Annotated in this window: 20 protein-coding genes, 2 pseudogenes and 1 CRISPR repeat array (1 of these 23 only partly in view); of the genes and pseudogenes, 6 read left to right on the plus strand and 16 right to left on the minus strand. The window is 71.9% G+C overall.

Annotation, left to right across the window (positions count from 1 at the left end; genetic code table 11):
* Positions 1-25: 25 nt before the first annotated feature.
* Together B7C62_21425 and B7C62_21430 are read right to left on the minus strand one after the other, a co-directional pair.
* On the minus strand, positions 26-2,020 hold the full coding sequence (locus B7C62_21425) for a peptidase S15 (protein ARF74511.1): 1,995 nt from the start codon (positions 2,018-2,020) through the stop codon (positions 26-28).
* Between the two features lie 46 nt (positions 2,021-2,066).
* Positions 2,067-3,566, minus strand: coding sequence for an MFS transporter (locus B7C62_21430; GenBank protein ARF74512.1), 1,500 nt, complete (start codon positions 3,564-3,566; stop codon positions 2,067-2,069).
* A 170-nt stretch (positions 3,567-3,736) separates the two neighbouring features.
* On the opposite strand from B7C62_21430, the gene B7C62_21435 reads away from it, so the two are divergent.
* The 4 genes and pseudogenes from B7C62_21435 to B7C62_21450 all read left to right on the plus strand — a co-directional run bounded on the left by B7C62_21435 (position 3,737) and on the right by B7C62_21450 (position 7,323).
* Complete coding sequence (locus tag B7C62_21435; protein ID ARF74513.1) at positions 3,737-4,747, plus strand: geranylgeranyl pyrophosphate synthase; 1,011 nt, start codon at positions 3,737-3,739, stop codon at positions 4,745-4,747.
* A gap of 263 nt (positions 4,748-5,010) precedes the next feature.
* Positions 5,011-6,264 carry a DUF2092 domain-containing protein gene (locus B7C62_21440; GenBank protein ID ARF74514.1) on the plus strand — a complete coding sequence of 418 codons (1,254 nt, stop codon included), beginning with the start codon at positions 5,011-5,013 and terminating at the stop codon, positions 6,262-6,264.
* A 96-nt stretch (positions 6,265-6,360) separates the two neighbouring features.
* A pseudogene (locus B7C62_21445) lies at positions 6,361-6,513 on the plus strand (ABC transporter permease).
* Between the two features lie 228 nt (positions 6,514-6,741).
* Complete coding sequence (locus B7C62_21450) at positions 6,742-7,323, plus strand: TetR family transcriptional regulator (GenBank protein ID ARF74515.1); 582 nt, start codon at positions 6,742-6,744, stop codon at positions 7,321-7,323.
* Positions 7,324-7,373: 50 nt separating this feature from the next.
* Here the strand turns inward: B7C62_21450 and B7C62_21455 are convergent, their stop codons facing one another.
* The 4 genes from B7C62_21455 to B7C62_21470 are packed head-to-tail and all read right to left on the minus strand — an operon-like array spanning position 7,374 to position 12,252.
* Positions 7,374-8,747: a hypothetical protein gene (locus B7C62_21455; protein ARF74516.1), complete on the minus strand. Its 1,374-nt coding sequence runs from the start codon at positions 8,745-8,747 to the stop codon at positions 7,374-7,376.
* On the minus strand, positions 8,748-9,815 hold the full coding sequence (locus B7C62_21460) for a hypothetical protein (protein ID ARF74517.1): 1,068 nt from the start codon (positions 9,813-9,815) through the stop codon (positions 8,748-8,750).
* The gene (locus B7C62_21465) at positions 9,812-10,570 is read right to left on the minus strand and encodes a di-trans,poly-cis-decaprenylcistransferase (protein ARF74518.1); all 759 of its coding nucleotides are present in this window, start codon (positions 10,568-10,570) and stop codon (positions 9,812-9,814) included. Before B7C62_21465 ends, B7C62_21460 begins: the two co-directional genes overlap by 4 nt.
* Positions 10,567-12,252, minus strand: coding sequence for a hypothetical protein (locus tag B7C62_21470; GenBank protein ARF74519.1), 1,686 nt, complete (start codon positions 12,250-12,252; stop codon positions 10,567-10,569). Before B7C62_21470 ends, B7C62_21465 begins: the two co-directional genes overlap by 4 nt.
* Positions 12,253-12,492: 240 nt before the next feature.
* Between B7C62_21470 and B7C62_21475 the strand changes: the two genes are divergently transcribed.
* On the plus strand, positions 12,493-14,766 hold the full coding sequence (locus B7C62_21475; GenBank protein ID ARF74520.1) for a diguanylate cyclase: 2,274 nt from the start codon (positions 12,493-12,495) through the stop codon (positions 14,764-14,766).
* A 4-nt stretch (positions 14,767-14,770) separates the two neighbouring features.
* On the opposite strand, the gene B7C62_21480 is transcribed toward B7C62_21475, so the two are convergent.
* The 4 genes from B7C62_21480 to B7C62_21495 all read right to left on the minus strand — a co-directional run bounded on the left by B7C62_21480 (position 14,771) and on the right by B7C62_21495 (position 18,861).
* The gene (locus tag B7C62_21480) at positions 14,771-15,691 is read right to left on the minus strand and encodes an aminoglycoside phosphotransferase (protein ID ARF74521.1); all 921 of its coding nucleotides are present in this window, start codon (positions 15,689-15,691) and stop codon (positions 14,771-14,773) included.
* A 201-nt stretch (positions 15,692-15,892) separates the two neighbouring features.
* A complete protein-coding gene (locus tag B7C62_21485) occupies positions 15,893-16,699 on the minus strand; it encodes a hydrolase (GenBank protein ARF74522.1) in 807 nt (268 codons plus the stop codon).
* A 357-nt stretch (positions 16,700-17,056) separates the two neighbouring features.
* Positions 17,057-17,992 (minus strand): hypothetical protein, encoded by a 936-nt coding sequence (locus B7C62_21490; GenBank protein ID ARF74523.1) that lies wholly within the window; start codon positions 17,990-17,992, stop codon positions 17,057-17,059.
* Entirely contained in the window at positions 17,989-18,861 is an 873-nt protein-coding gene (locus tag B7C62_21495) for a hypothetical protein (GenBank protein ID ARF74524.1), read from the minus strand. Before B7C62_21495 ends, B7C62_21490 begins: the two co-directional genes overlap by 4 nt.
* A 397-nt stretch (positions 18,862-19,258) precedes the next feature.
* Between B7C62_21495 and B7C62_21500 the strand changes: the two are divergent.
* Positions 19,259-19,528, plus strand: a pseudogene (locus tag B7C62_21500) (hypothetical protein).
* Positions 19,529-19,819: 291 nt separating this feature from the next.
* Here the strand turns inward: B7C62_21500 and B7C62_21505 are convergent.
* The 6 genes from B7C62_21505 to B7C62_21530 form a co-directional block, all read right to left on the minus strand.
* The gene (locus tag B7C62_21505) at positions 19,820-20,296 is read right to left on the minus strand and encodes a hypothetical protein (GenBank protein ARF74525.1); all 477 of its coding nucleotides are present in this window, start codon (positions 20,294-20,296) and stop codon (positions 19,820-19,822) included.
* A gap of 6 nt (positions 20,297-20,302) precedes the next feature.
* The gene (locus B7C62_21510) at positions 20,303-20,527 is read right to left on the minus strand and encodes a DUF397 domain-containing protein (GenBank protein ID ARF74526.1); all 225 of its coding nucleotides are present in this window, start codon (positions 20,525-20,527) and stop codon (positions 20,303-20,305) included.
* Positions 20,528-20,602: 75 nt separating this feature from the next.
* Positions 20,603-21,436 carry a transcriptional regulator gene (locus tag B7C62_21515; protein ARF74527.1) on the minus strand — a complete coding sequence of 278 codons (834 nt, stop codon included), beginning with the start codon at positions 21,434-21,436 and terminating at the stop codon, positions 20,603-20,605.
* Positions 21,433-21,927, minus strand: a complete 495-nt coding sequence (locus tag B7C62_21520) for a hypothetical protein (protein ARF74528.1) — start codon at positions 21,925-21,927, stop codon at positions 21,433-21,435. The genes B7C62_21515 and B7C62_21520 overlap by 4 nt, the downstream gene beginning before the upstream one ends.
* A gap of 13 nt (positions 21,928-21,940) precedes the next feature.
* Entirely contained in the window at positions 21,941-22,135 is a 195-nt protein-coding gene (locus B7C62_21525; protein ID ARF77308.1) for a hypothetical protein, read from the minus strand.
* A gap of 142 nt (positions 22,136-22,277) precedes the next feature.
* Positions 22,278-22,499, minus strand: a complete 222-nt coding sequence (locus B7C62_21530; protein ID ARF77309.1) for a DUF397 domain-containing protein — start codon at positions 22,497-22,499, stop codon at positions 22,278-22,280.
* Positions 22,500-22,601: 102 nt separating this feature from the next.
* A CRISPR array of direct repeats spans positions 22,602-23,169; the repeat unit is 29 nt; unit sequence GGGACCACCCCCGCGTGCGCGGGGACGAC (it continues 559 nt past the right edge of the window).

A 23,169-nucleotide genomic window follows, 5' to 3' on the forward strand; every position in this document is an offset into this window, starting at 1 on the left:
CGACCGCTCAGCCCCGTGCGACCGCTCACCCCGCCGTGCGCGGAATCCGCTTCTCCCACGTGCGGTGGAAGACGATCTCGCCGCCGTCCTTGCAGATCACCTCGTCGGAGGTGATGAAGTCGTGCTCGTCGGCGGCGATCTCGGAGCGTGTCTCGATCTCCACGTCCCAGGCCATCTCCGGCCGGTGCAGCCTGATCCGCCAGTCGGAGCGGGTGCGGGCGGAGAGCGGGTCGTCCTGCTGGATCGTGTACGTCTCCAGGGCGTCCTCGGTGAACTCGAGGCCGTCCGGGTAGACCCGCGTACCGCCGTAGCGCGGGTCCACCTCAAGGCGCCACTCGCCCTTGGCGACATCGCGGACGACGAGGCGTTCGGGGCGGGGCTCCTCCAGGGTGACCGGATAGACCACGCCGAGCGGTTCGGACTGTTCCGGTTCGCCGAAGGTGATCGCCGGGTCCTCGGTGTGGCGGCGCACCGGCAGCTCGACGAAGCTGCCGTCGGCGTCGAGCGTGAACCCCGCCGAGCCCGCCTGCGGCCAGATCCAGGGCCAGTACGCGGAGGAGACGGCGATCCGGATGCGGTGGCCGGGCGGGAAGGTGTGGCCGATGCCGTTGAGGTCGAAGACCACGTCCTCGGTCTCTCCGGGCGGCCAGTCGTCGGTGCGGTCGCGGCCGTGCCGGGCGGCGAGGTTGAGCACGCCCCGGGTGACCAGGGTGGAGGCCCCGTCGGGCGCCACGTCGCAGAGCCGGGCGATGACCTGGCCGCGCGGCACGTCCATCCGGAGGCGGAGCTTCACCCGGGGGCGGCCCAGGATCTCGATCGGCGCCTCCGCCACCGGGAATTCGAACGACACCGACTTCGCGTCCTCGTCCCGCTGGTCCGGCGGCAGGTCCGCCTCGTTGCCGAACGGGAAGAAGCGGCCCGCGTCCAGCCCGGTCTGCTGCGGCGAGGCGACGATCCGCTCACCGCCCTGGAGCGCGTACGCCACCGGGGTGACGTTCTCCGAGGGCCAGGAGGCGTCCCCGACCCAGCGGCCCGGCAGCGTCTCGTACACCGTGGCGGGCGGGTGCGAACCGCTGATCCAGGACCGCAGCAGCGGCTCCCGCATCACGCCCGTCTCCTTGCCCTTCAGATGCTGGTCCCACCAGCGCAGCGTCTCCTGGAGGAAGCCGATCGCGGGCCCCGGCGGCAGCCCCCGGTCGGGGTACTGGTGCGACCACGGGCCGATGATGCCGCGCACCTGCCCGGGGTCGAGGTGCTCGACGAGGCGCAGGACGGTGTCCCGGTACGGGTCGTGCCAGCCGCCCACCGCCAGCACGTTCGCCTTGATCGCCCCGTAGTCCTCGCAGACGCTGCCGTGCTTCCAGTAGTCGTCGCGGCTCTGGTGGGCCAGCCAGGTGTGGACGAGGGGCTCGATCGCCTCCAGCCGCTCCAGCCACATCTCCTTCCACGCCTCCCCGATCTGCGCGGGGTCCGGCGGGCGGGCGACGAAGGCGAGCATGGTGGCAGCCCAGGCGTGCATGTCGACGGCGAGGACCGAGCCGCCCATGTAGTGGACGTCGTTGTCGTACCGGTCGTCGGCCGAGCAGACGGTGACGATCGCCTTCAGCGGCTCGGGGGCGAGCGCGGCGATCTGGAGCGAGTTGAAGCCGCCCCAGGAGATCCCGAACATCCCGACCCGGCCCGAGCACCACTCCTGCTGGGCCAGCCAGTGGATGACGGCCACCCCGTCAGCCAGCTCCTGCGCGTCGTACTCGTCGCCCGGCAGCCCCTCGCTGTTGCCGTGGCCGCGTACGTCGACCCGTACGGAGGCGTAGCCGTGGCCCGCGTACCAGGGGTGGCGCTGCCAGTCGCGGGGGGCGGTCCAGTCGCCGAGCCGGTAGGGGAGGTACTCCAGGAGGGCGGGGACCGGTTCGTCGGTCAGCGGCCGCCAGATCCGGGCGTAGAGCCGGGTGGAGCCGGACAGCGGGATGTACACGTCCTCGCGGGTCGTCTCGTACGGGAACTCGGTCGTGATGTTCATGGGTCACCTCGGTGTACGACGACGGGGTGCGGGTGCGGAGAGGCGGTCAGTGGACGGGGTGCATCGTGCGCTTCAGCCAGGGCGCGGCAAGGATCATCGCCACCCCGGCCGCCACCGCGATGCCCCCGTTGACGCCGAAGTACGCGGGGTTGGAGACCTCGCCGTAGAGCTTCACGACCTGGGCCTGGATGCCGTTGGCCAGGGCGAGGGAGAGGAACCAGAGCGCCATCGTCTGGCTCGCGAACGCCTTCGGGGCGAGCTTGGTGGTGGCGGACATGCCGGAGGTCTCCAGGAGTACGTCCCCGAGGCCGAGGAGCAGGTACGAGCCGACGATCCACCAGGCCGCCATCCGGTAGACGTCGTCCGCGTGGCCGGAGGTCGGCAGGACCATCAGCAGGAAGGAGAGCCCGCCGAGGATCACCCCGAACGCGATCTTGTTGGAGGCGTGCGGCTGGCGGGTGCCCATCCGGGCCCAGGTCGCGGCCACCACGGGGGCGAGCGCGACCTCGAAGGCGCCGAGCGCGGAGGCGTACCAGCTGGCCGGGAAGGTGAAGCCGAGGATCTCGGTGCGGGCGTTGGTCGACGCGAGCAGCATCATCGTCGAGTACGCCTGGAAGAGGATGAAGTTGAAGACGACGGACCCGAGGAAGAGGACGACGTACGGGCGGAGCCTGCCGCGCTCCTCGGCGGTGACCCGGGGCGAGCGGAACATCACCACGAAGTAGACGACCGGCGCGATCACCGAGACGAGGGTCAGCACATCGACGAACCGGTCCATCGTCAGCCAGCCCGCCAGGGCCAGCGCGGTGGCCAGGACGGCGACCGCGACGGCCCCGCCGACGATCATCCGTACCGCGCGGCGCATCGCGGCGGGAGCGAGCGCGAACTCGGCGGCGTGCTTACGCCCGGCCAGGTGACGGCGGCCCGCCACGTACTGGATCAGGCCGAAGGTCATACCGATCGCGGCGGCCGAGAAGCCCCAGTGCCAGCTCACGTGGTCGCCGAGCCAGCCGGTGATCAGCGGTCCGGCGAAGGCGCCGATGTTGATGCCCATGTAGTAGAGGGCGAAGCCCGCGTCGCGCCGCTCGTCCTCGGTGCGGTAGAGCTTGCCGACCATGGAGGCCACGTTGGGCTTGAGCAGGCCCGTACCGGCGCTGATCAGGCCGAGCCCGACCCAGGTCATCGCGTCGGTGGGCACGGCCATGCAGTAGTGGCCGCAGGCGATGAGGATGCCGCCGTACAGCACGGCCCGGTAGGAGCCGAGGATGCGGTCTGCCAGCCAGCCGCCGCCCACGGAGACCAGGTAGACGAGCGTCCCGTACGCGGCCGACACGGAGGCGGCCGTTCCGGGGTTCATGCCCATGCCGCCGTTGGCCACGGTGTCGGCGAAGAACAGCACCAGGATCGCCTGCATGCCGAGGAAGGAGAACCGCTCCCAGACCTCCAGCCCGGACAGGGTCATCAGACCCCGTGGCTGGCCGAAGAAGGCGCGGTCGTCCTCGGGCGGTGGCTGGGCCGGTTCGGTGTCGGCGGTGCTGTGGGACAAAGCGGATGCTCCTGACCGTATGGGCTGATCCCGAACATACCGGCGGTGGCGGGAAGGCGCCCACGGTGATCCACAGGGGACCGGATACGCTGAAGTTGCCAGGAGAGATGCAAGAGAGACAGCGACACATCGACATCGGGTGTGGTCGTCAGCAGACAGGAGATGCCCCCGTGACCGTCGTCGGGCCGTTCGGACTGCACGTGCGGGACCAGGCTCTTGAGGCCGACGTCCAGACGGGCCTGGCCGCTGTCGAGGCGGGGCTGCTCGAAGCCACCAAGAGCGATGTGCCGTTCATCACGGACGCCGCCCAGCACCTGGTGCGGGCAGGCGGCAAGAGGTTCCGCCCGTTGCTGGTCATGCTCGCGTCACAGTTCGGTGATCCGGACGCGCCGGGCGTCGTCCCCGCGGCCGTCGTCGTCGAGCTGACCCACCTGGCCACGCTGTACCACGACGACGTGATGGACGAGGCCGACGTACGCCGGGGGGTGGCGAGCGCCAACACCCGCTGGGGCAACTCGGTGGCCGTGCTGACGGGCGACTTCCTGTTCGCCCGCGCCTCCCACATCCTGGCCGACCTCGGCCCCGAGGCCGTACGCATCCAGGCCGAGGCGTTCGAACGGCTCGTCACCGGCCAGATCCTGGAGACCGCGGGCCCGCGCGACGGCCGCGACCCGGTCGACCACTACCTGGACGTGCTCAGCGGCAAGACCGGCTCGCTGGTCGCCGTCTCCGGCCGGTTCGGCGCGCTGATGGCCGGGGCCGACGAGCGGACCGTGGACATCCTCACGCAGTACGGGGAGCGGCTCGGCATCGCCTTCCAGCTCGCCGACGACGTCCTCGACATCGCCTCCGACACCCACGAGTCCGGCAAGACCCCTGGCACCGACCTGCGCGAGGGCATCCCCACCCTCCCGGTGCTGCGGCTGCGCGCCCAGGCGGCGGCCGACGGCAAGCCCGACGACCTGGAGCTCGTCGAGCTGCTCGACGGCGACCTCGGCGACGACGCCCGCCTCGCCGAGGCGCTGCGCCGACTGCGCGCCCACCCCGCGCTGGAGCAGGCCCGCCAGGACACCGTCCGCTACGCCCAGGAGGCACGGGCCACGCTGGCGCCGCTGCCCGAGGGGTACGCGAAGTCCGCGCTGGAGGAGCTGTGCGACGCCGTGGTGCACCGCGCGGGCTGAGCACCTCCCGGGCTGAGCGCCCCCGCCTCCCCGGCCGTGCAAGGTCCCACCCCTCAAGGGTCCTACCCCTACTGGACGGTTGACCCTCCCCGCCCGGTTGTCATACCGCAGCAGTAGGCAGGTTGATCCCGGGGGCTGACGCTTCATCCCGCCCGATTTGGTCAGATGGATAAGAACCACTCCTGACCACATCGGGTGAGAAGGGCGGCAGGGAGTGGACGGGCAACCGTACGGAAGCCGCCGACCACGGAGGTAGGGCACACATGGCACCGAACGACAGCGCGGAGACCACCGGCGAGGCCACGGGCACCGTCGTGGGCCGCCGGAAGGCGGCGCGCTACATCGTCCCCGTCGCGGTCGCGGGAGTGGCGGCCGCGACCATCGGGCTCGTCCCGGCCCTCGCGAACAGCGGCGACCCGGACCTGCCGAAGATCAGCGCACAGGAACTCATCGAGAAGATCGCCGCTTCCGACGAGGAGCAGCTCTCCGGAACCTTCAAGATCAGCACGGACCTCGGTCTGCCCCTCGACGGCCTCGCGGGCTCGCTCCTCCAGGGCGCCGGTGAGGGCGGCGGCAAGGGCGCGGCGGCGCCGGAGGACAAGCTCATGGAGCTGACGTCCGGCACGCACACCCTGCGCGTGGCCGTCGACGGCCCGGAGAAGCAGCGACTCTCCGTCCTCGGCAAGGCGTCCGAGTACAACGTCATCCACAACCGGGGCGAGGTCTGGGCGTACGACTCCCAGTCCGACGAGGTCTACCACGCCAAGGCCCCCGAGGGCACGGACGCGGAGAAGGAGACCCCGCGGGGCCCCGAGGGCGCCCCCGCCCTGCCGAAGGACTTCGCCGAGCAGGCGCTCGCGGCAGTCGGCGACACCACCTCGGTCACCGTGGACGGCACCGCCCGGGTGGCGGGGCGGGACGCGTACCAGCTGCTGATCAAGCCCAAGCAGTCCGGTTCGACGATCGGTTCGGTGCGGATCGCGGTGGACGCGGAGAACGGCGTACCGCTGAAGTTCACGCTGGCCGCCGCGAGCGGCGGCAAGGCCGTGGTCGACGCGGGCTTCACCAAGGTCGACTTCTCCCGGCCCGCCGCCTCCCAGTTCGACTTCACCCCGCCCAAGGGCGCCAAGGTGACGGAGGCCGACGAGCCGGCGCCCGGCAAGGAGGGGCACGACGCACCGCGGAAGGCGCTCCCGGAGAAGTTCTCCGGGCAGCTCCCCGGGCTGGAGGGGCTTGAGGGCTCCGAGGGCGTCAACGTCATCGGCAAGGGCTGGACGTCCATCGCCGCCATCGAGATCCCCGGCGGCAAGGGCCTGCCCACGGCGGGCTCGGACGGCCTCCCGGCCGAGGCCCAGGGCTTCCTGGACGCGCTCGGCGACAAGGTCACCGGGAAGTTCGGCTCGGGCACGGTCTTCAAGACCCGCCTGGTCAACGCCCTGGTGACGGACGACGGCAAGGTATACGTGGGAGCGGTGACGAAGGACACGCTGGTACGGGCGGCCGACGGCGCCAAGTAGGGCTCCGCGTCACCTGTCCGCTCGCTCCTGCCCCGCCCCGCCGCGCATCTGTGCGGCGGGGCGGGGCAGGACTGCGTACAGTCCCACCTCTCCCAGTTCCCGCACTACTGGATGTCGTTCGCGGACGTCCTGCGTGAGCCGGTCCACTGGGACGAGCTCGTCAGGAACTTCCAGCTCCAGGGCCTGTACGCGGGGGTGTTCGGCTCGGCGGCCTGGGCGCGGTTCACCACGAAGGACATCACGACCTGAGCAAGTCCGCGGGGTCGTCCCATGGCCGGATCGGATCGGTGAGCAGCCGTCCGCGCCGTCGGCCGGGCGAGCCGTCCCCCGATCGGCTCGTCGCGGCACGAACGGCACGAACGGTGCGGAGGGTGGGAACGACACGACACGGTACGTTCCGTTTCCGCTTGGGTATTGTTCGGCCTAGGACGACTCGATGTCAATAAGGATTGGCCGAAACCCCCCTATGCTCACCGGATGATCACACCGCCCAGTAGCCTGCGCCGCAGCGAGAGAGCACGCCGCGCGACGCTGCAGGCCGCGCTCGACCTCTGTACGGAGAAGGGGTACGGGCGCGTGACGATAGAGGCCATCGCGGCCCGCGCCGGCGTCAGCAAGAAGACGATCTACCGCTGGTGGCCGTCAAAAGGAGCGGTGCTGCTGGAGGCGTTCACGGACGCGCTGGTGGACGCCACACCGTTCGTGGACACCGGTGACATCGCCGCCGACCTGCGCACCCATGTGGCGGGCGCGGTCGCACTGCTCTCCGTGCCGCCCTTCGGCCCGGCCTACGCGGGCATCCTCTCGGAGCTCCACCACGACGACGTCCTCGCGCGGGCCCTGAAGGACCAGCTGGTCGACCCGCGCGTCGAGGAGGCGGTGGCCCGGCTGCGCAGCGCCCAGGACCAGGGCCAGATCCCGCCGGGCGCGAACCTGCCGCTGGCCGTGGAGATGCTGTACGGCCCCGTCTACTACCGCCATGTCCTGCGCAAGCCGGTCCAGGACGAGGAGACGATCGCCACCCTCGTGGCGCATGTGCTGCGCGCGCTGGGGGCGTGAGCACGTGCTCGCCCCGGCGCTCCCCGGCACGCTCGGCTCCGCCGCCGGGGTCAGGTCCCCCGGCGGCCGGGGGCCAGGTGGCTCAGGAGGCGGGCGGCGGCCTGTTCTCCCGAGCGCAGCGCGCCGTAGGTGCTGGAGGGCCCGAAGTAGTCCCCCGCGAGCTGGAGGCGGGGGTCCGCGGCGCGCCGACGGGCGTTGAAGGCGCGCAGGTCCGCGTAGCCCCCGGGCGGGCGGACGACGAGTGCCGGGTCCTGGCGGCTGACGTGGCTGGTCAGGACGGTTTCGCGGAGGCCCGGGAAGACGGCGCCGGCAGCGGTGACGGCCTGCTCGGTGACGGTGGTGTCGTCGGCGTCCCACCAGAGGTCGGTGAACTCCTGACGGGGGTGGAGCGTGATAAGCCCCCGCCCGTCGTCGACCCGGCCGGGGATCTTGTTGTGGTGGAGTTCGACGCCCACCAGCGCGGGATGTGTCCGCCGGGCGAGGAAGAGCGCGAAGGCCCTTTCCGGCGGCGGGCGTTCGAGGCCGAGGGAGACGATCAGGGCCCGTGAGTAGGGGACAGAGGAGAGGTAGTCGCGGTCCGGGGCCGACAGGTCCGGCAGGATGCCCGGCACCTGCGGGGCGGGGACGGCGACGACCACGGCGTCGGCCCGCTCGGTGTGCTCCTCCCCGGCCCCGCCGCCTCCCTCCTTCCCGTCCCGCCAGGTGACGGAGAGGCCGTCGGCGTCCCGGCGGACGGAGGTGACCGGGCTGTTCAGCTCCACGGGAAGACGGTCGGCCAGGGTGCGGGTCAACAGCCCCACACCCTGAGGGCTGTTGAAATGCGGGACGAGAAGCTTCGCCGTGTAGAACAGCATGTCGGCGGCGGCCATGCGATCCGGGGAGGCCAGCACGATGCCCCCGCCGAAGAGCGGCTCGCAGAGGTGGTCGATCGCTTCCCGCGTCAGGTGCCGCCGGGCGTACTGGGTGGCGCTGAGGGTGTCCAGATAGGTGTTCCGGTCCATGGTGTCCCAGTCCAGGCGCCTGCGGTGCGCCAGGAAGTTCGGGAGGGCGCGGAACACCGCCGCCTTGGTGCGGAGGCCGACCAGACGGGTCCGGAGCAGGTCGGCCCGGGAATCGGTGCGCAGCCGGTGGACGGTGTCGCCCCGGCCGAAGCCGCACAGGGTGCTGGAGGGCCCGAACTGCTGGGACAGGCCCAGCTCTTCGATGAGGCCGAGCATGCCGGTGTAGTTGCGGCCGAGGATGCTGGCGCCGAGCTCGACGCGGAAACCGTCGTGCTCCACGGTCCGCATACGGCCGCCGGCCGCCGGTCCGCGTTCCAGGACGCGCACCCGCAGACCGGCTTGGCGCAGCCGCCAGGCGGCGGTGAGCCCGGCGATTCCGGCTCCGACGACGATGGCGGTGGGGCGGCGGGTCTCCACGGTGATTCAGCCTGTTCCTCGGGTCGGGTGGGTGGCGAGCAGGTGGTGCCAGTACGGTTCGACGGCCGCGGCGCTTCCCGCCACCCAGCCCGCGACAGCGCGTACGAACCGGCGCTCGGCCTCGGAAAGGGCGGCGTCGGCCAGCAGCCCGGCGCACTCGGTACCGAAGCGGTGCTGGTGACCGGCGTGCAGGACGACCGCCGCCCGGTACGCCTCCGGCACGGGCAGCCCGTACTCGTGCGCGAGGACGGTGACGGCGTTCACCGGGTCGCCCTGCCGCTGTTCGGCGGCGTGGCCGAGCAGGTCGTTGGCGAGTCCGCCGATCAGGAAGGCGAGTTCGGCCAGGCCGGTCAGCGGCGCGGTCAGGGGCGCCGTCGGCGTGCCGGTCGGGGGCGCGGCCCGCGGGGCGTGGTCCGAGGGCATGCCCGGGGCCAGCAGGTGGAGGTACAGCGGATGGCCGCCCGAGGTGTGGACGCGCTGCGCCAGGTATTCCGCCAGCGTCGGCGGAGTCCCCGTCTCCCGCCAGGGTGCTTCCCGTGCGCAGCTCTCGGCGTACCGCCGCAGCCCCTCCGCCAGGAGTGGCAGCAGTCCGGTACCGCCCGCTGCCACGACCTCGTCGTGCACGGAGACCAACGAGGTGAGATGGGCGCAGGCGGGTGCTCCGGCGGGCAGGCGGCCGGAGCGCAGGATGCCGGGCGGGTCCCATCTCCGGTGCGCGGCCAGCCGGTCCGCGTACTCGGCGACCGTGTCGTCGAAGTGGAACACCCACGCCAGATAGCGCGCGGTGAGCCGGGCCACGCCGACGGGCGCGCCGGGCATGCACCGGCCTACCAGCCGGCCGATCCTGCGGCGCTCCAGCCCGCCGCTTCCGCCGCTTCCGTCACCGCGGTCGTCACCGGGGCAGCCACCGGCGGGGTCGGCACCGCTCAGGCCGCGGCCGACCGCCCAGGACCGTACATCCGCCTCCAGCTCCCCGGCCAGCGGATGGTCACCGGCCGCCGGGGCCAGCCGGTTCATGTGCCGACGGGCGTACGCGGCCAGTGCGTACGGGGTGTCCCTCACGCCGTCCCTCATGCACCGAACCTGCGCTCCCGGCCGGCGAAGGAGGTGAGCGCGGCGTCGAAGGCGGCCCGGTCGAAGTCCGGCCAGTGCTCCGGGCTGAAGTGCAGTTCGGCGGTGAGGCTCTGCCACAGCAGGAAGCCGGACAGGCGCTGCTCGCCGGAGGTCCGCAGGATCAGGTCGCAGTCGGGCTGCCCCCAGCGGCCGAGGCGCTCGCCGACCGCCGTGCTGTCCAGGCCCTCGGTCCCGCGCTCGGCGAGTACGGCACGGGCGGCGGCGACGATCTCCTCCCGCCCGTCGTACGCCACCGCCAGATTGACCCGCAGCCGTCCGTCCCCGCCCCCGTAGGGGTCTCCGGCCCCGGCCCCGGTCCCGTTCCCGGTCCCGTTTCCGTGGCCTGTCCCCCCGCCGTACGGGCCCATAGCCGAGTCCCGGGCCCGTGCGGAGAGCTCCGTCAGCCCCAGAGAGCTCAGGTGCTCGGGGCAGCCCAGCACGTTGACGTGCCGCGAGGCCCCCGCTGTCAGGCTCTCCACGAGCGCGGCGATTCCTTCCAGCATCACGGGCAGCTCCGGCCGCTTGGCGGCGTTGTCCAGGGACAGCGCCCAGACGGTGACGGTCTCCACGCCCGCCTCCTCGCACCACCGCAGCACCTCGACGGTCCGGGCGGCTCCCCGCAGATATCCCTCCTGGGCCGGTACGCCGTGCCGCCGGGCCCAGCGCCGGTTCCCGTCCGGGACGATCCCCAGGTGACGGGGAACGAGCCGGCTCACCCGACGCCCGCCAGTTCCGCACCGGCCCCGTCGCCCGCCGGGCCCGTACCGAACGTGCCCTCCGCCCGTCCCGTACCCGTCACGTCACCCGCCGGGGCGGTCCGGCGCGCGAGGTGCCCCAGGGCCAGCACGGTGAAGACGTCCGCCAGCACGGGAACGGTGAAGACGAACGGGCGCGGGCCGATCGAGTCGGGGCGCGCGCCGCGGACGCTTCCGTTCCGCTCGGCCGCGACCAGGAAGGACACCGCGGCGAGCGCGGGCTGGGGGTCGTCCTGGCCGCACACGGCGATCAGGCCGTACGCCGTGCTGATGACATCGCTCGCCTCCCCGTCCTGCTGGCCCCAGCCGCCGTCGCCGTTCTGCCGGTCGAGCACCAGGCGCATGCTCCGCTCGACCATCCGGCGCACCTCGGCGGGCCGCTCGCGGGGGGACCGGGAGGCTGCCAGCAGAACCCGGAAGACCGTGTGGAGCCTGCTGCTGCTCCAGTCGGGCGGGAAGGAGCCGTCGGCGCGCTGGTGGGCCGCGAGGTGGAGCAGCCCGGCCCGGACGCGGGCCGCGTGGGCGGCCGGCCGCACGGTGAGGGCGTCCACGACGGCGGCGGTCATGCAGCACTCGGCGGGCGCTCCGGCCACATAGGTGGGGTAACCGCCGTCCGGCGAGGCGACGGCGGCCATCGAGTCCAGCCCGCGGGTGATCGGTTCCCGGTACCGCGCGGGGTCCAGGGAGTGCAGGAACTGCACGGCGACGGACGTGTCGTCGACATCCGTCTGGTACGAGAGGTCGGTGTAGGACCAGCCGCCGCCCGGCAGCTGGCGGCCGACCAAGTGGGCCGCCACCCGCTCCAGCACGTTCCGCGGAGCCCCTGCGGCAGTCAGGGCGACGCCCGCCGTGGCGGAGCTCCAGGTGTCGGTGTCCGTCACGAACGGCAGCCCACCGTCCGCGCGTTGGTGTTCGAGCGCGCGCCGGAGGCCCTCCCGGACGACCGTCCCGGTACCGGGCAGCCCCGACAGGGCGTGCAGGACGGACAGGTGGATGAGGACATTGCCCTCCCACACGTGCGGTCGCCCCTGCGTGTCCAGCAGCAGCCGTACGTCCTCGTCGCTGATCCGGGTGGTGTTCCCGGTGGCCCGGGCCAGGATCACCTTGCTCGCCGTCACCTGCACAGCCGCCCAGCTGTGCAGCCCCGACAGATCGAACGCCGCCTCGTTCCAGCAGGCCGGGAACCTGTCGTCGACGGCCGCCGCGAACGCGTGGACGAGTGCCTGCTTGCGACCGGCCGTGAAATCCGGTGCCGTACCGGTCACCTGCCGGACGAGCGGGCCGGGCGACGTGACGGCCCGCCGGTCCAGCACCGCGGCAGCCAGCGAGCGCTCCGTGGCCTCGACCGCCCCGCCTGCCATCCGGGTACGGAGGAACCTGCGTACGGCGTCGGCGGCCCCGCCCCCCGACGGCACGCGCTCCAGCCCCGCGTCCTTCCTCCCGGCGCCCTCCAGCCCCGTGCGCTCCAGCAGGGCAGCCGCCAGAGCCGACTCCAGGACGCGGCTGCCGCACGGGTCGCGCACCGCGCCGTCCGGACCGACCCGGGCAGCCAGAGCGGAGACCATCCGCTGCCGGACCCCCGCGAGCTCGGAGGGGAACAGCTCTGTGGGCCAGGGGTTCGCCCCGGCCTCGCTCATCCGCATCGCCGGATTCCTCTCCGCCCTCGCCTCTGTCTCCCTGAGGAACGATCAGGCCGGGAGGAGGAACGGCCGACCGCCCGGACACGGTCCGAACGTGTGTCGATTCGATCGAATGTTCGTCGAAAATGCTCCCTTCGTCAGCGTGCGCTCTCACACCCCTGCCGCCCACCGGTGGCCGCTCCCGCCGTGCCGGGTGATGCTGGTCCGGCACGTGCCGGTGCTCCGGCACGCCGGAGCCTGAGGGTGGGTGGACTCGTGTCGTACGCCGATACCCCGGCCGGAGCCGGGAAGGACGGGCCCGCCGCCGCTCTGGACGACACCCTCCTCGACGCGCTCCTCAACGCCCTCTTCACCCAGTCCGCCGTGGGCATCTTCGTGCTCGACCCGCAGCTGCGGCTCGTCCGCGCCAACTCGCTCGTCGAGGGCGTCGGGACGGGGGAGTACATCGGGCTCCGCTTCACCGACGCCTTCCGGCTCGACGACCCGGACGGGTCCGAGCAGCTCATGAAGCGGGTGCTCGCCGGGGAGGGGCCCGTACGCGACCATCTCGTACGGGGCCGGCTCCGGCACATCCCCGGGGACCGGACCTTCCTGGTCTCCGCCTACCGCCTCGAAGCCCCCGCAGGAACCGGGGGCCTAGCAGGAACCAACGGCCCCACAGGAACCGACGACCCCGCCGGAACCGACGAAACCAACAACCTCAGCAGCCCCAGGGACCCCAGCAGCCTCGCGGGCCCTGGCGGCACCACCCTCGGCCTGCTGAGCGCGGTCGTCGACGTCACCGAGCGGGAGCGGGCCCGGGCCCGGGAGGCCACGCTGGCCGCCGTGCGGGACGGGGTCGGCGGGTCCCTGGACGTGGCCGCCACCTGCCGGTCCTTCGTCGATGTGCTGGTGCCGGGGTTCGCGGACCTCGCCGTCATCGAGGTGGTGGACGAGGTCCTGCGCGGCGCCGACCCGCCCGTGGGGCCGCTGCCGCCCGACACCCCGCTGCGCCGTGCGGCGAGCGGGCAGTGCGCGACCCTGCGGGGCGAGGAGGCCGTCCGGGGCCGCCCGGTCGGCGGGACCCGCCGCCTCCCGCCCCGTACGCCGTACGCGCTCGCCGTCGCGGACCTGCGGCCCCGGCTCGTCCCGCTCACCGCCGACACCCCGTGGCTGGATTCCGACCCGGACGGAGCCCGCACCGCCCTCGCCGAAGCCGACGCGCACTCCCTGGTCGTCGTGCCCCTCACCCTGCGGGGAGCCGTCCTCGGCCTGGTCAGCCTCTACCGCTGCGGGGCCGCCGAGCCCTTCGACGAGGAGGACGTCTCCCTGGCCGCCACGGCGGCCACCCGCGCCGCCCTCGCCATCGACAACGCCCGCCGGTACGAGCGCGAGCACGTCATCGCCTCCACCGTCCAGCGGCGCCTCCTCCCGCAGGCCGAACGCCGCCAGGCCGCCGTGGAGACCGCCCACGTCCTGCTGCCCGGCCGGGACAGCGGCTGCTGGTTCGACACGATCGCGCTCTCCGGGGCCCGTACGGCACTCGTCGTGGGCGGCGTCGCGGGGGAGGGGCTCCAGTCGGCGATCGCCATGGGCCAGCTCCGTACGGTCATCCAGGCGCTGGCCGACCTCGACCTGGAGCCGGAAGAGGTCCTGGCCCGCCTCAAGGAGACCGCCGACCGCCTCGCCCGCGAACGCGCGGCCCTGCCCCCGAGCGACTCCCTCCAGGGCGAACCGCTGCGGGCGGGATGCGTGTACGGGGTCTACGACCCGTTCACCCGCACCTGTACGGTCGCCCGCGCCGGGCACCCCGCGCCCCTGATCGTCGGACCCGGCGGAGAGCCGGTCCCCGTCGACGTACCGGAGGGTCCCGGCCTCTTCGCCGCCGACAGCGCCCTCTTCGCCCCGGCGACCGTCACCCTGGAGGAGGGCAGCGTCCTCGCGTTCTGCACGGCCGAACTCCTCACCGACGAGCACGCCGGAGAACGCGCGGGGGAGCCCGCCGGGGAACGCATCACGCACGCCCTCGCCGAGGGCGTCCGCGCAGGCCACGGCCTCCAGCAACTGGGCGACGACATCGTGTACGCCCTCCCCGACGGCACCCGCTCCGCCGGGGCGGCGCTGCTCCTGGCCCGTACCGGTACGGTCTCCGACCACCGCGTCGCCACCTGGGACCTCGCCCCGGACCGTACGGCCCCCGCCACCGCCCGCCTGCTCGTCCGCGACCGGCTCCAGGGCTGGGGCCTGGACGAGGACACCGTCGACTCGACCGAGCTGATCGTCAGCGAACTGGTCACCAACGCCGTCCGCTACGGCACCCCGCCGCTACGGCTGCGCCTCCTCCTGGACACCACCCTCACCTGCGAGGTCCACGACGGCTCCACGGCCTCCCCGCACCTGCGCCACGCCCGTACGGTCGACGAGGGCGGCCGGGGCCTGTTCATCGTCTCCCGCCTCGCCGCCCACTGGGGAGCCCGGCACGGCCCGGACGGCAAGGTGCTCTGGACGGAACAGGAGCTTCCGGGCAGCTCCACCTGAGCCCTTATGACGCTGGTGCCGTCAGACGGCGCAGGGCCGCGTGCGCGGGCGGCCCCCAGGTGGCCTTCCCGCCGGGGCGGCCGTGGACGCCCGCGTCGCCGATGAGGATGCCGCTGAGCGCTTGCAGCACCGCCCAGCCACGGCCGCGGCGGAGAGTGGCGGGGTCGGCGGCCGGGCGGTAGGCGGCGCGGAAACGGTCGGCGGCCCCGTCCGGCAGCAGCACCCAGGCAGCGGCGAGATCGCAGGCGGGATCGCCCGCGCAGAGGTCCCCGAAGTCGATCACACCGCAGAAAGTCCCGTCCTCGGTGAGGATGTTGGCGGGATGCAGGTCGCCGTGGAGCCAGAGCGCCGGACCTGCCCAGTCCGGCGCGGCGACGGCGTCCTCCCAGACCGCGCGGACGGCGTCCGGCTCGGTGACCAGCCCCCGTTCGACGGCCGAGGCGAGCTGCCGGGCGAAGCCTTCGGCGAGTGCGGCCAGCGGCCCGCCGCGCCCGTACGCACCGACCGGCGCGGCGGCGGGCGCGGGCTGATGAAGGGCCGTCAGGAAGGTCCCCAGCGCCTCGGCCGCCTCCACCGGACGCGTGGCCGGGGCACGGTCGGCGGGCGCGCCGGGCACCCAGGTGGCGACGGTCCAGGGCCGCGGGAAGGCGTTGGAGGGTTCGCCGAGGCGCTGGGGGACGGGCACCGGCAGCGGCAGGCGCGGGGCGAGGCCGGGCAGCCAGGCGTGCTCCTTGAGCAGGAGCGCGTCGGCGCCCTCGGTCGCCCAGGGCAGCCGTACGGCGAGGTCGTCGCCGAGCCGCCACAGCTGGTTGTCCCACCCGCGCGCACCGAGCGACACGGGGAGACCCGCCAGGTCGGGGTGCTGATCGCGCAGCAGCTCCCGGACCAGCTCGGCGGTGATCTCCGTCTGGGTGTGGGTCGTCATGCGGAACAACGGTAGTGGGCGGGTGGCGACGGCACCGGTCGTGGTGCCAAAGGGAGTTGGGGGCGTGTACGGGGCGTACGCGCGCATACATCCGCTTCTGGGTTCCCTGGCTTCCGGCTTCAGGGCTTCCGGCTTCCGGGCTCCTGTTCCTCGGGGCTCCCGCTCCCGCCCACCCCCCGTCTCCCGCCCCCAGGTCCGCGCTCAGCCGAACAACCGCTCCAGGACCGCCGCCACCCCGTCCTCCGCGTTCGTCGACGTCACCTCGTCGGCCGCCGCCCGCAGTTCGTCGTGAGCGTTGCCCATGGCCACCCGGTGGCCCGAGCGGCGGAACATCGGCAGGTCGTTGGGCATGTCCCCGAATGCGACCGTCCGCTCCGCCCCGATCCCCAGCAGCTCGGCCGCCGCCGCGATGCCCGTGCCCTTGTCCACCCCGTACGGAGCCAGCTCGACCGTGCCCGGACCCGCCATGGTGACGCTCGCCAGATCGCCCACGGCCGCGCGGGCGACGGCGGTCAGCGCGTCGTCGCCCAGCTCCGGGTGGCGGACCAGCACCTTGATGACCGGCCGCTCCCACAGGGCGTCCCGGGAATCCACGCGGACGGCGGGGAGCGTCGGGTTCGGCATCCGGTAACCGTTCTCGGTCAGCGTGACGCCGTCCACCCCGTCCTGGTCCACGGCCGCGAACACCGCCCCGACCTCCGCCTCGATCTTGCCGAGCGCGGTGTCGGCGGCCTCCCGGTCCAGGGTGACCGAACGCAGGAGCCGCGCGCTTTCGGCGTCGTACAGCTGGGTGCCCTGGCCGCACACCACGGGCCCGGAGTACGCCAGGTCCGCGAGCAGCGCCCGTATCCCCGGGACGGGCCGCCCGGTGACGATCAGGTGCCGGGCACCCCGGGAGGCGGCGAGGGCGAGCGCGGCGCGGGAACGGGCGCTCACGGTGTTGTCGGGGCGCAGGAGGGTGCCGTCCAGGTCGGTGGCGACGAGGGCATATGCGGGTGGCGTGGGCATGGGGCACAGCCTAGAAGGGCCTGGATGGCCGCTTGCGCGGGAGGGGAGAGTCCGGTAGAGGGGCCGCCGCCCTCACCCCTTCACCGGCAGCCGCAGAGCCGACCTGACCTTCCACCAGGCCCGGCGGACGGCGGAGGTGGAGGCGGAGTAGGTGACGGGGCGCCCGCGTTCATGACCGGCCTGCCGGTCCAGGGGACGGCCCTCACGGGGATGGCGTTCCTCGGGGGTGGGGGCCATGAGTCCTCCTGCGGTGGGCTGAAGCCGGGTCGGCGGGAGCGCCTGAGCGGAGTATGCCCGACGTCGTGTGCGGGGAGACCGGGAGACCGGCGAAGGCGCCGCCGTGCCCGAGCCGGCGGTTCAGGGCGGTGTCGCGGAGAAGCAGCGGCGTCCGTCCTTCCGGACCAGGCATGCCTGAACACGGTCGAGGGCCTTCTCGGGTGCAGCGGCCATGGAGGTCGACACGGAACCCGTCTCGTCGAACTCGTCCTGAACGACGGCATGGTGGGCACGGCCCCCCGGTGCCAGGATCTCCACCCGGTCTCCCGCCACGCCCCGGTCGATACGGGCCCACACCGTCTCGCACACCTCGGAGCGGCGGATCTTGACGACTGTGCCCGCGAACCGGTGTTCCCCCAGCTCGACGGGGGGTGTCCTGGCCGTCGAACAGTCCTGGTCCTCGGCGTTCTTTCCCTCGCAGGAAGCCCCGTGGCAGCCGACGCTCGGGATGGTGAGGCCGGTGGTCGAGGCATGGTCCTCGGCCGGGCGGTCGCCGGAAGGGAGCAGGGCGATCAGCAGTCCGGCGGCCAGTGCGGCCGCACCGCCGAGGGCGGCCGCGTGGAGCCAGGGGAAGGGCGGGCGGGTTCGTCGCGGGTCGACGGGTGGGGCCGTCGTCCTCCCCGGCGTGTGCCTCGGGGCGTCCTGGCGGTGGGCGGCCCGCTTTCCGGGCCGCACGCTCGGGCAGTCGCGGCCACTCCACGCGTTCTCCGCCAACTCCCATAACGCGATGGGGCGTTGTTCTTCCCGCCCGGCCAAGGCGCACAGTCGCTCGACGGCGTCCCGGGGAGGCATGGCCCTCGCGTTGAGGTAGCGGTCCCATGAGGACTTGCTGTAAGGAGTCCTGGCCGCCAGCCCCACCAGGCTCAGCCCTGTGGCGGCACGCAACTCACGGAGGGTCGCGGCGAGACGGAGACACTCCGCGGGCAGTTCCCGGGGCTCCCGCTCGCCCCGGGCCCCGGACGGACCGCCTCGGGCGCTCCGGGCGCTCCGGTCATCCCGGTCACCCCGGTTGCTCATGTCCGCAGGGCCTTCCAGGTGTCCGGACCGACGATCCCGTCCACAGCGATGCGCGCCCGGTCCTGGAGGCGCCTCGCCGCGCGCTCGGTGTTCCTGCCGAAGGACCCGTCGACGACCCCGGGCGCGATGCCGTGGTAGGCCAGCAGGCACTGCGCTTCCACCACCGACCAGCGGGAGGCGTCCTGCTGGATCATCTCCGTGTGCGTACGGCTGTAGCCTGCGTACAACAGACCGTCACCGGAATCCTTCTGGACCTCGCAGGCGTATTCCTTGCCGGGCTCGTACACGAACTCCCCCAGAACCGGATGGGCCGGACCGGTGTACGGCTTCCGGTTCCCGCCCTCCGCGTCCACCACGGCCCGCGATGCGTTCTCCCAGGGTGCGAGCAGCAGCAGGCCGATCATCATGGCCAGGGCCGTGGTGACGCTGGTGAGCACGATGGCCGCCCACGGAACCGGCTGGTGTACGCGGGTGGTTGGCGTGCCCAGCTCGCTCTGCGGGTCCGCCGCGCCAGCTGTGACCAGTGGTTCCGATTCCGGTTCCGTTTCCCTTTCCGGCGGTTCCTGCGCTTCCTGTGTCCCCTGCGCCTCCTGCGTTTCCCCGCCCCCTTCCCGGGCCGCCGCCAGCTCCCGCAGTTCCACGAGGGGCGCGGGCTGCGTGCCACATGCCTGCGCGAGCAGTTCGACAGCCTTCTTCGGAGGTGTCACCCGACCGTTGAGGTAGCGGTCCCAGGAGGACTTGCTGACTCCGGTACGGGCGGCGAGGGCCGCGATGCTCAGTCCGCTGCGGTCCTTGTGCTCGCGCAGCAGCACGACGAGTTGCCGCAGCTGCGGATCGAGTGAGTCGGGTAACTGCTTCCAGCGAGACATGTCAACCCCCGGCTTGTCCTGCGACTGGCGTCAGGATGGCAGAGCCCGTGTGCCCGAAGCACGGGGTTCGCCGCGTGTCCCGGCCTTCTGCTGCGTCGGCATCGGCTACCTCGGCTCCCCCGCGGAGCAGCCCGCGATCCACCACGGCGATCCGACCCGTCGCTCCGCCCCAATGTCCCGCTCAGACCCCACCAGGGATGCCATCCCCGCAGGTCAACCCGGGTCACTTCCCGTGATCGCCCCACTTGCCCGACTGCTCTGGCGAGCGGGTTCGGGTGCGGCACATCCTCTGATGGACGCGGTCGGCGCCGGGACGTCCCGAACAGCGGGACCGCGTTCGTACGACCACCGACAGGACAGGGGGCGCCCGCGTCCCATGAACGGGGAAAGGATCACCATGACCCTTCGCAGGAAACTCGTCAGCCTCGCCGCGACCGGAGTACTCGTCGGCGGCGGCCTGGTCGCCGCCACCACCAGTGCCGGGGCGGCCTCACCGGGCGACGTGTCCGCGCAGTCCTGCTACGGCAGCGCCAAGAGCTACACGAAGAAGACGAACTACCACCTGGTTCCCCTTCCGAGCCAGACGCCGCAGTTCTTCACGACGACGAGCAACTGCTCCGACATCAACATCAAGACGAACAGCAACCGCAGCGTCAAGGTCTGCTTCTACACCAGCAGCGGCGCCCTCAACTACTGCCAGGCGGACTACAAGTCGGCCAAGAACGGCGTGTGGAAGGTGATCGCCACCAACGTCAAGAACAACGTCAAGTTCCGCTTCTACTTCTCGACCACCAGCGCCGCCACCGGTACGTACGCGGCCTGATCGGCTCCTTCCGGGAGGTCGCGGGGGTCCTCGGACTCTCGCGGCCTCTTCGGGCTTGGCGCCGGACACCCGGCGCCAGGCCCGCCCACCTGCCGCGATCCGGCGGGTCGAGAACAGCGACAAGGTCCACGGCCCTTATGAGCCGGGCTGCCGGGTGGGGCAGGGCAAGCCGGGCTCGCTGCGGTTCGGGGAGCAGGTCACCAGGGCGACGGAGTGGAAGACCGTGCCCCGCAGATAGTGGCCGAGGGACACGTCCCCGCCCCAGGCGAGCCGTTCGACCGCCGCTCCGACCAGGAGGACCAGTCTGGTGGCCTCCCGGTCGTGTGCGGAGGCGAACCGGGGCGCGAAATCGGTGAGTTGCCTGCCCAGCCAGGCGCCGGCCTCCTTCGGCTCCTCCCAGGTTCCCTGGACCGCCGAGGCCGGTTTCATGAGCCAGTGGGCTGTCTGGACCGGCGGTACGTCGGAGGCGGGGAACACGGCCACCGCTTCCCTGTACCGCTCGTGCACTTCCTGCTCGCTGGTCGCCGTCGGGGCCTGGCCCGGGGGCCTGCGGGTGCTCTCCTTGTCGAACGTCCGCTTCTCCCCGAGCCAGGTGTAACCGTGGTGGTGCACGGCGGCTCAGGCGGAGAGGCCGAAGCGGGAGGGGTCGATGCCCGCCGCGTCCAGCTCCGCCGTGGTGAACCGCAACGGCTCGGCGCCCGGGCGCTTGCTGTCGCCGACGGCCCACGCGTCCGGCCCGATCCGCGCGAGCGTCACGCATGTCTCGCCGTCGGGGTGGGTGTTACCGCCGCATGCCTTCGAGAACGCGGCTCCACGGATGGGGATCTCGTACAGGTCGGGCATATCTTTTCCCTTTCTGGGCTGTCGGCGTATTCGTTTCCCGCCGGTAGTCATGGTGTGCAGAAAGGGGGGCGATTTCTAGGCGGTTTCCTGTTCACGCAAAAACTCGTCCCGGATTCCTTCGATCAAGGCCCGCATGGCGTCACCGGAAACAGCAGATTCGCTGAACTTCTCGAACTTGGATACGTACAGGGAAACGTCTCTCGGGTCGGTCGCGATAACTTCCGCGTGAACGGTTTCGACGGCCACGGCGCGGTCATCCTGGATCGCAAACGCATGGTTTGGAATGTCATACTTTCTTCCGTTGGTAGGCACCACGCGTACATCTACGCTCGGTAAGCGAGAGGCTGAAACCAGCCGATCCAGTTGGCTGACCATGACCGTGGGCGGCACGATCAGCCACCGAAGCACTGGTTCAGTGATGACGAACTGCAATGTCTTGGACTCGTCGTACAGAATCTCTTGGCGGTCGATCCGCGCACTGGCAGTGCGGCGGACAGTCTCTTCGGACAGATCGTCGTAGCGAGACAGGATCGCCCTGATGTATTCAGGAGTCTGGAGCAGTCCGGGCACCAGAGCCGGCTGGAATACCCGCAGGAGGCTCATCCGGGCCTCCACGTCCCGTAGACGTTGCTGGGCCTTGTGAAGACCCGCACGTTGGATAAGACGCCATGCTGTGGCCTCTGTTGCCGCGGCGCGGGCAGCATCCATGTACTCCGTCTTGACGTCGTCCGAGACGCCTATGGCTGTCAGGATGCGGTCGACGTCATCAGCGCTCGGCGAGACTTTGCCCGTCTCGATCCTGCTGAGCTTGCTGGGCGACATGACAGCGCTGCGGGCAACCGCTTTGGCTTCCTTCCCGGAAGCGTTCCGCAGTACCCGCAGCGCATTGCCGATCTCTGAGCGGTTCACTTGCCGTGCTCTGCCCACCAGTTCGTGAACGGCACGGCGTGCGCCAGCGCCGTGTCCCTGTAGCCGACGTACTCGTCGGCCCGGCCCTCGGGGAGCACATCGGCCCCGGTGAACTCTCCATCGGGGGCGTAGCGCATCGGTGCTGCGCTGACCGAGTCGAAGAGCCAGAAGTCGCCCACACCGCCGAGAGGGTTGGGTCGTTCGGTCACGTCGAGGATGAAGAACTCCTCACCTGCTGTGATGTTCGTGGTGTACCCCCAACCCAATTCGTACCGCAGGTAGGGTGTGAGCGGTCGCGTGACCACGTGTACGCGATACATCCTCCGGCCCGCGTCGACGTGTCCGCGTACCTCGTCGAGCCAGTCGGCGTTGTAGTCCTCCGGCTTCGGCTCGCCGTCGAGGAACAGGCGGTACGCGTCCGCGTTGCCCGAACGGCCGTAGTCGTCAAGAGTCTCCAGCCGGAATGCTTCCTGCTTGAAGCCGTCGAACATGTCCTCCAACGTCTTAGGCACCGAGTTGGCCTCCGAATGCTTCACGGATCAGTTCCATGGGGATCTCGACCAGGGTTTCGTGGGCCGGAATCGTGAGCCCGTGGTCTGCCGGAGTTTCACCCTGAACGAGGATCGTGCCCCGGTCCGTCTTGTAGACCGTCGGGCAGTTCTTCTTCTCGCATGTTGTCGCAAGCATGGTCACCTTCATGGGCATTCCCCTTTGCCTTTAGCGACGTCTCGTCTGATCCTCCAGGTCCGAGGTGAGGAGGGCAAGGGGCTTCAGTTTCCAGGACGGGAAACCGATGGTCCCCTCTCTGAGGCGCAGTCGGCCGATTTCTCGGTCGGGGCCCTCAGACGGCGTCGAACTCCCCGGCCTGGACGCCCGCGACGAAGGAGGTGAACGCGGCTGCGGGGATGGCGAGGACGGGGCCGGTGGTGTCGTTCTTGGAGTCGCGTACGGGGACGATGCCGTGCGGGGCGGCGGCGAGGTTGGTGGCGACCTCGACGCATGCGCCGCCGTTGTTGCTGTACGAGGACGTGAACCAGCGGGGGTTTGCGGTGTCGGCCCTCATCGTCACGGGGTGCCCTTTCGTCGGTGGCCCGGTCAGTTCATGGGCAGGGATACCCACGCTTGAGGCGGCGAACGCGTCGTCGGCCGAGCTGGTGGTGCGGGTGGGGTGATCAACAGATTCGCGGGGACCACGGGGTGACCGTGATGCTGTGCCCCTGGAGCAAGGGGCCACCCCCGCGGGCGCGGGGACGCCCCGACTATCAAACGGCGCAGAGTTGGCGGTCAGGGACCACCCCCGCGTGCGCGGGGACGACTGTATCCAGCGGACGGGGATCGGGGCGCGAGTGGGACCACCCCCGCGTGCGCGGGGACGACGTGCCCGTGCGCCCGTGTGCCCGCGCCTCCGTGGGACCACCCCCGCGTGCGCGGGGACGACTGTTCCTGCGTCGTGATCGGGTCGGGGGAAGCGGGACCACCCCCGCGTGCGCGGGGACGACAAGGCGTGGCTGGACGAGGACGGGCACAGCCGGGGACCACCCCCGCGTGCGCGGGGACGACCGCCCCGATCTCATCGACGAACTCGCCGCCGAGGGACCACCCCCGCGTGCGCGGGGACGACATGGCGTCCTCGTCGAGGTCGATGCGGATGTCGGGACCACCCCCGCGTGCGCGGGGACGACACCGGTGAGTAGGTGCCTAGCCCGTAGGACTGGGGACCACCCCCGCGTGCG

The sequence above is a fragment of the Kitasatospora albolonga genome, assembly GCA_002082585.1.
Lineage (GTDB): Bacteria > Actinomycetota > Actinomycetes > Streptomycetales > Streptomycetaceae > Streptomyces > Streptomyces stephensoniae.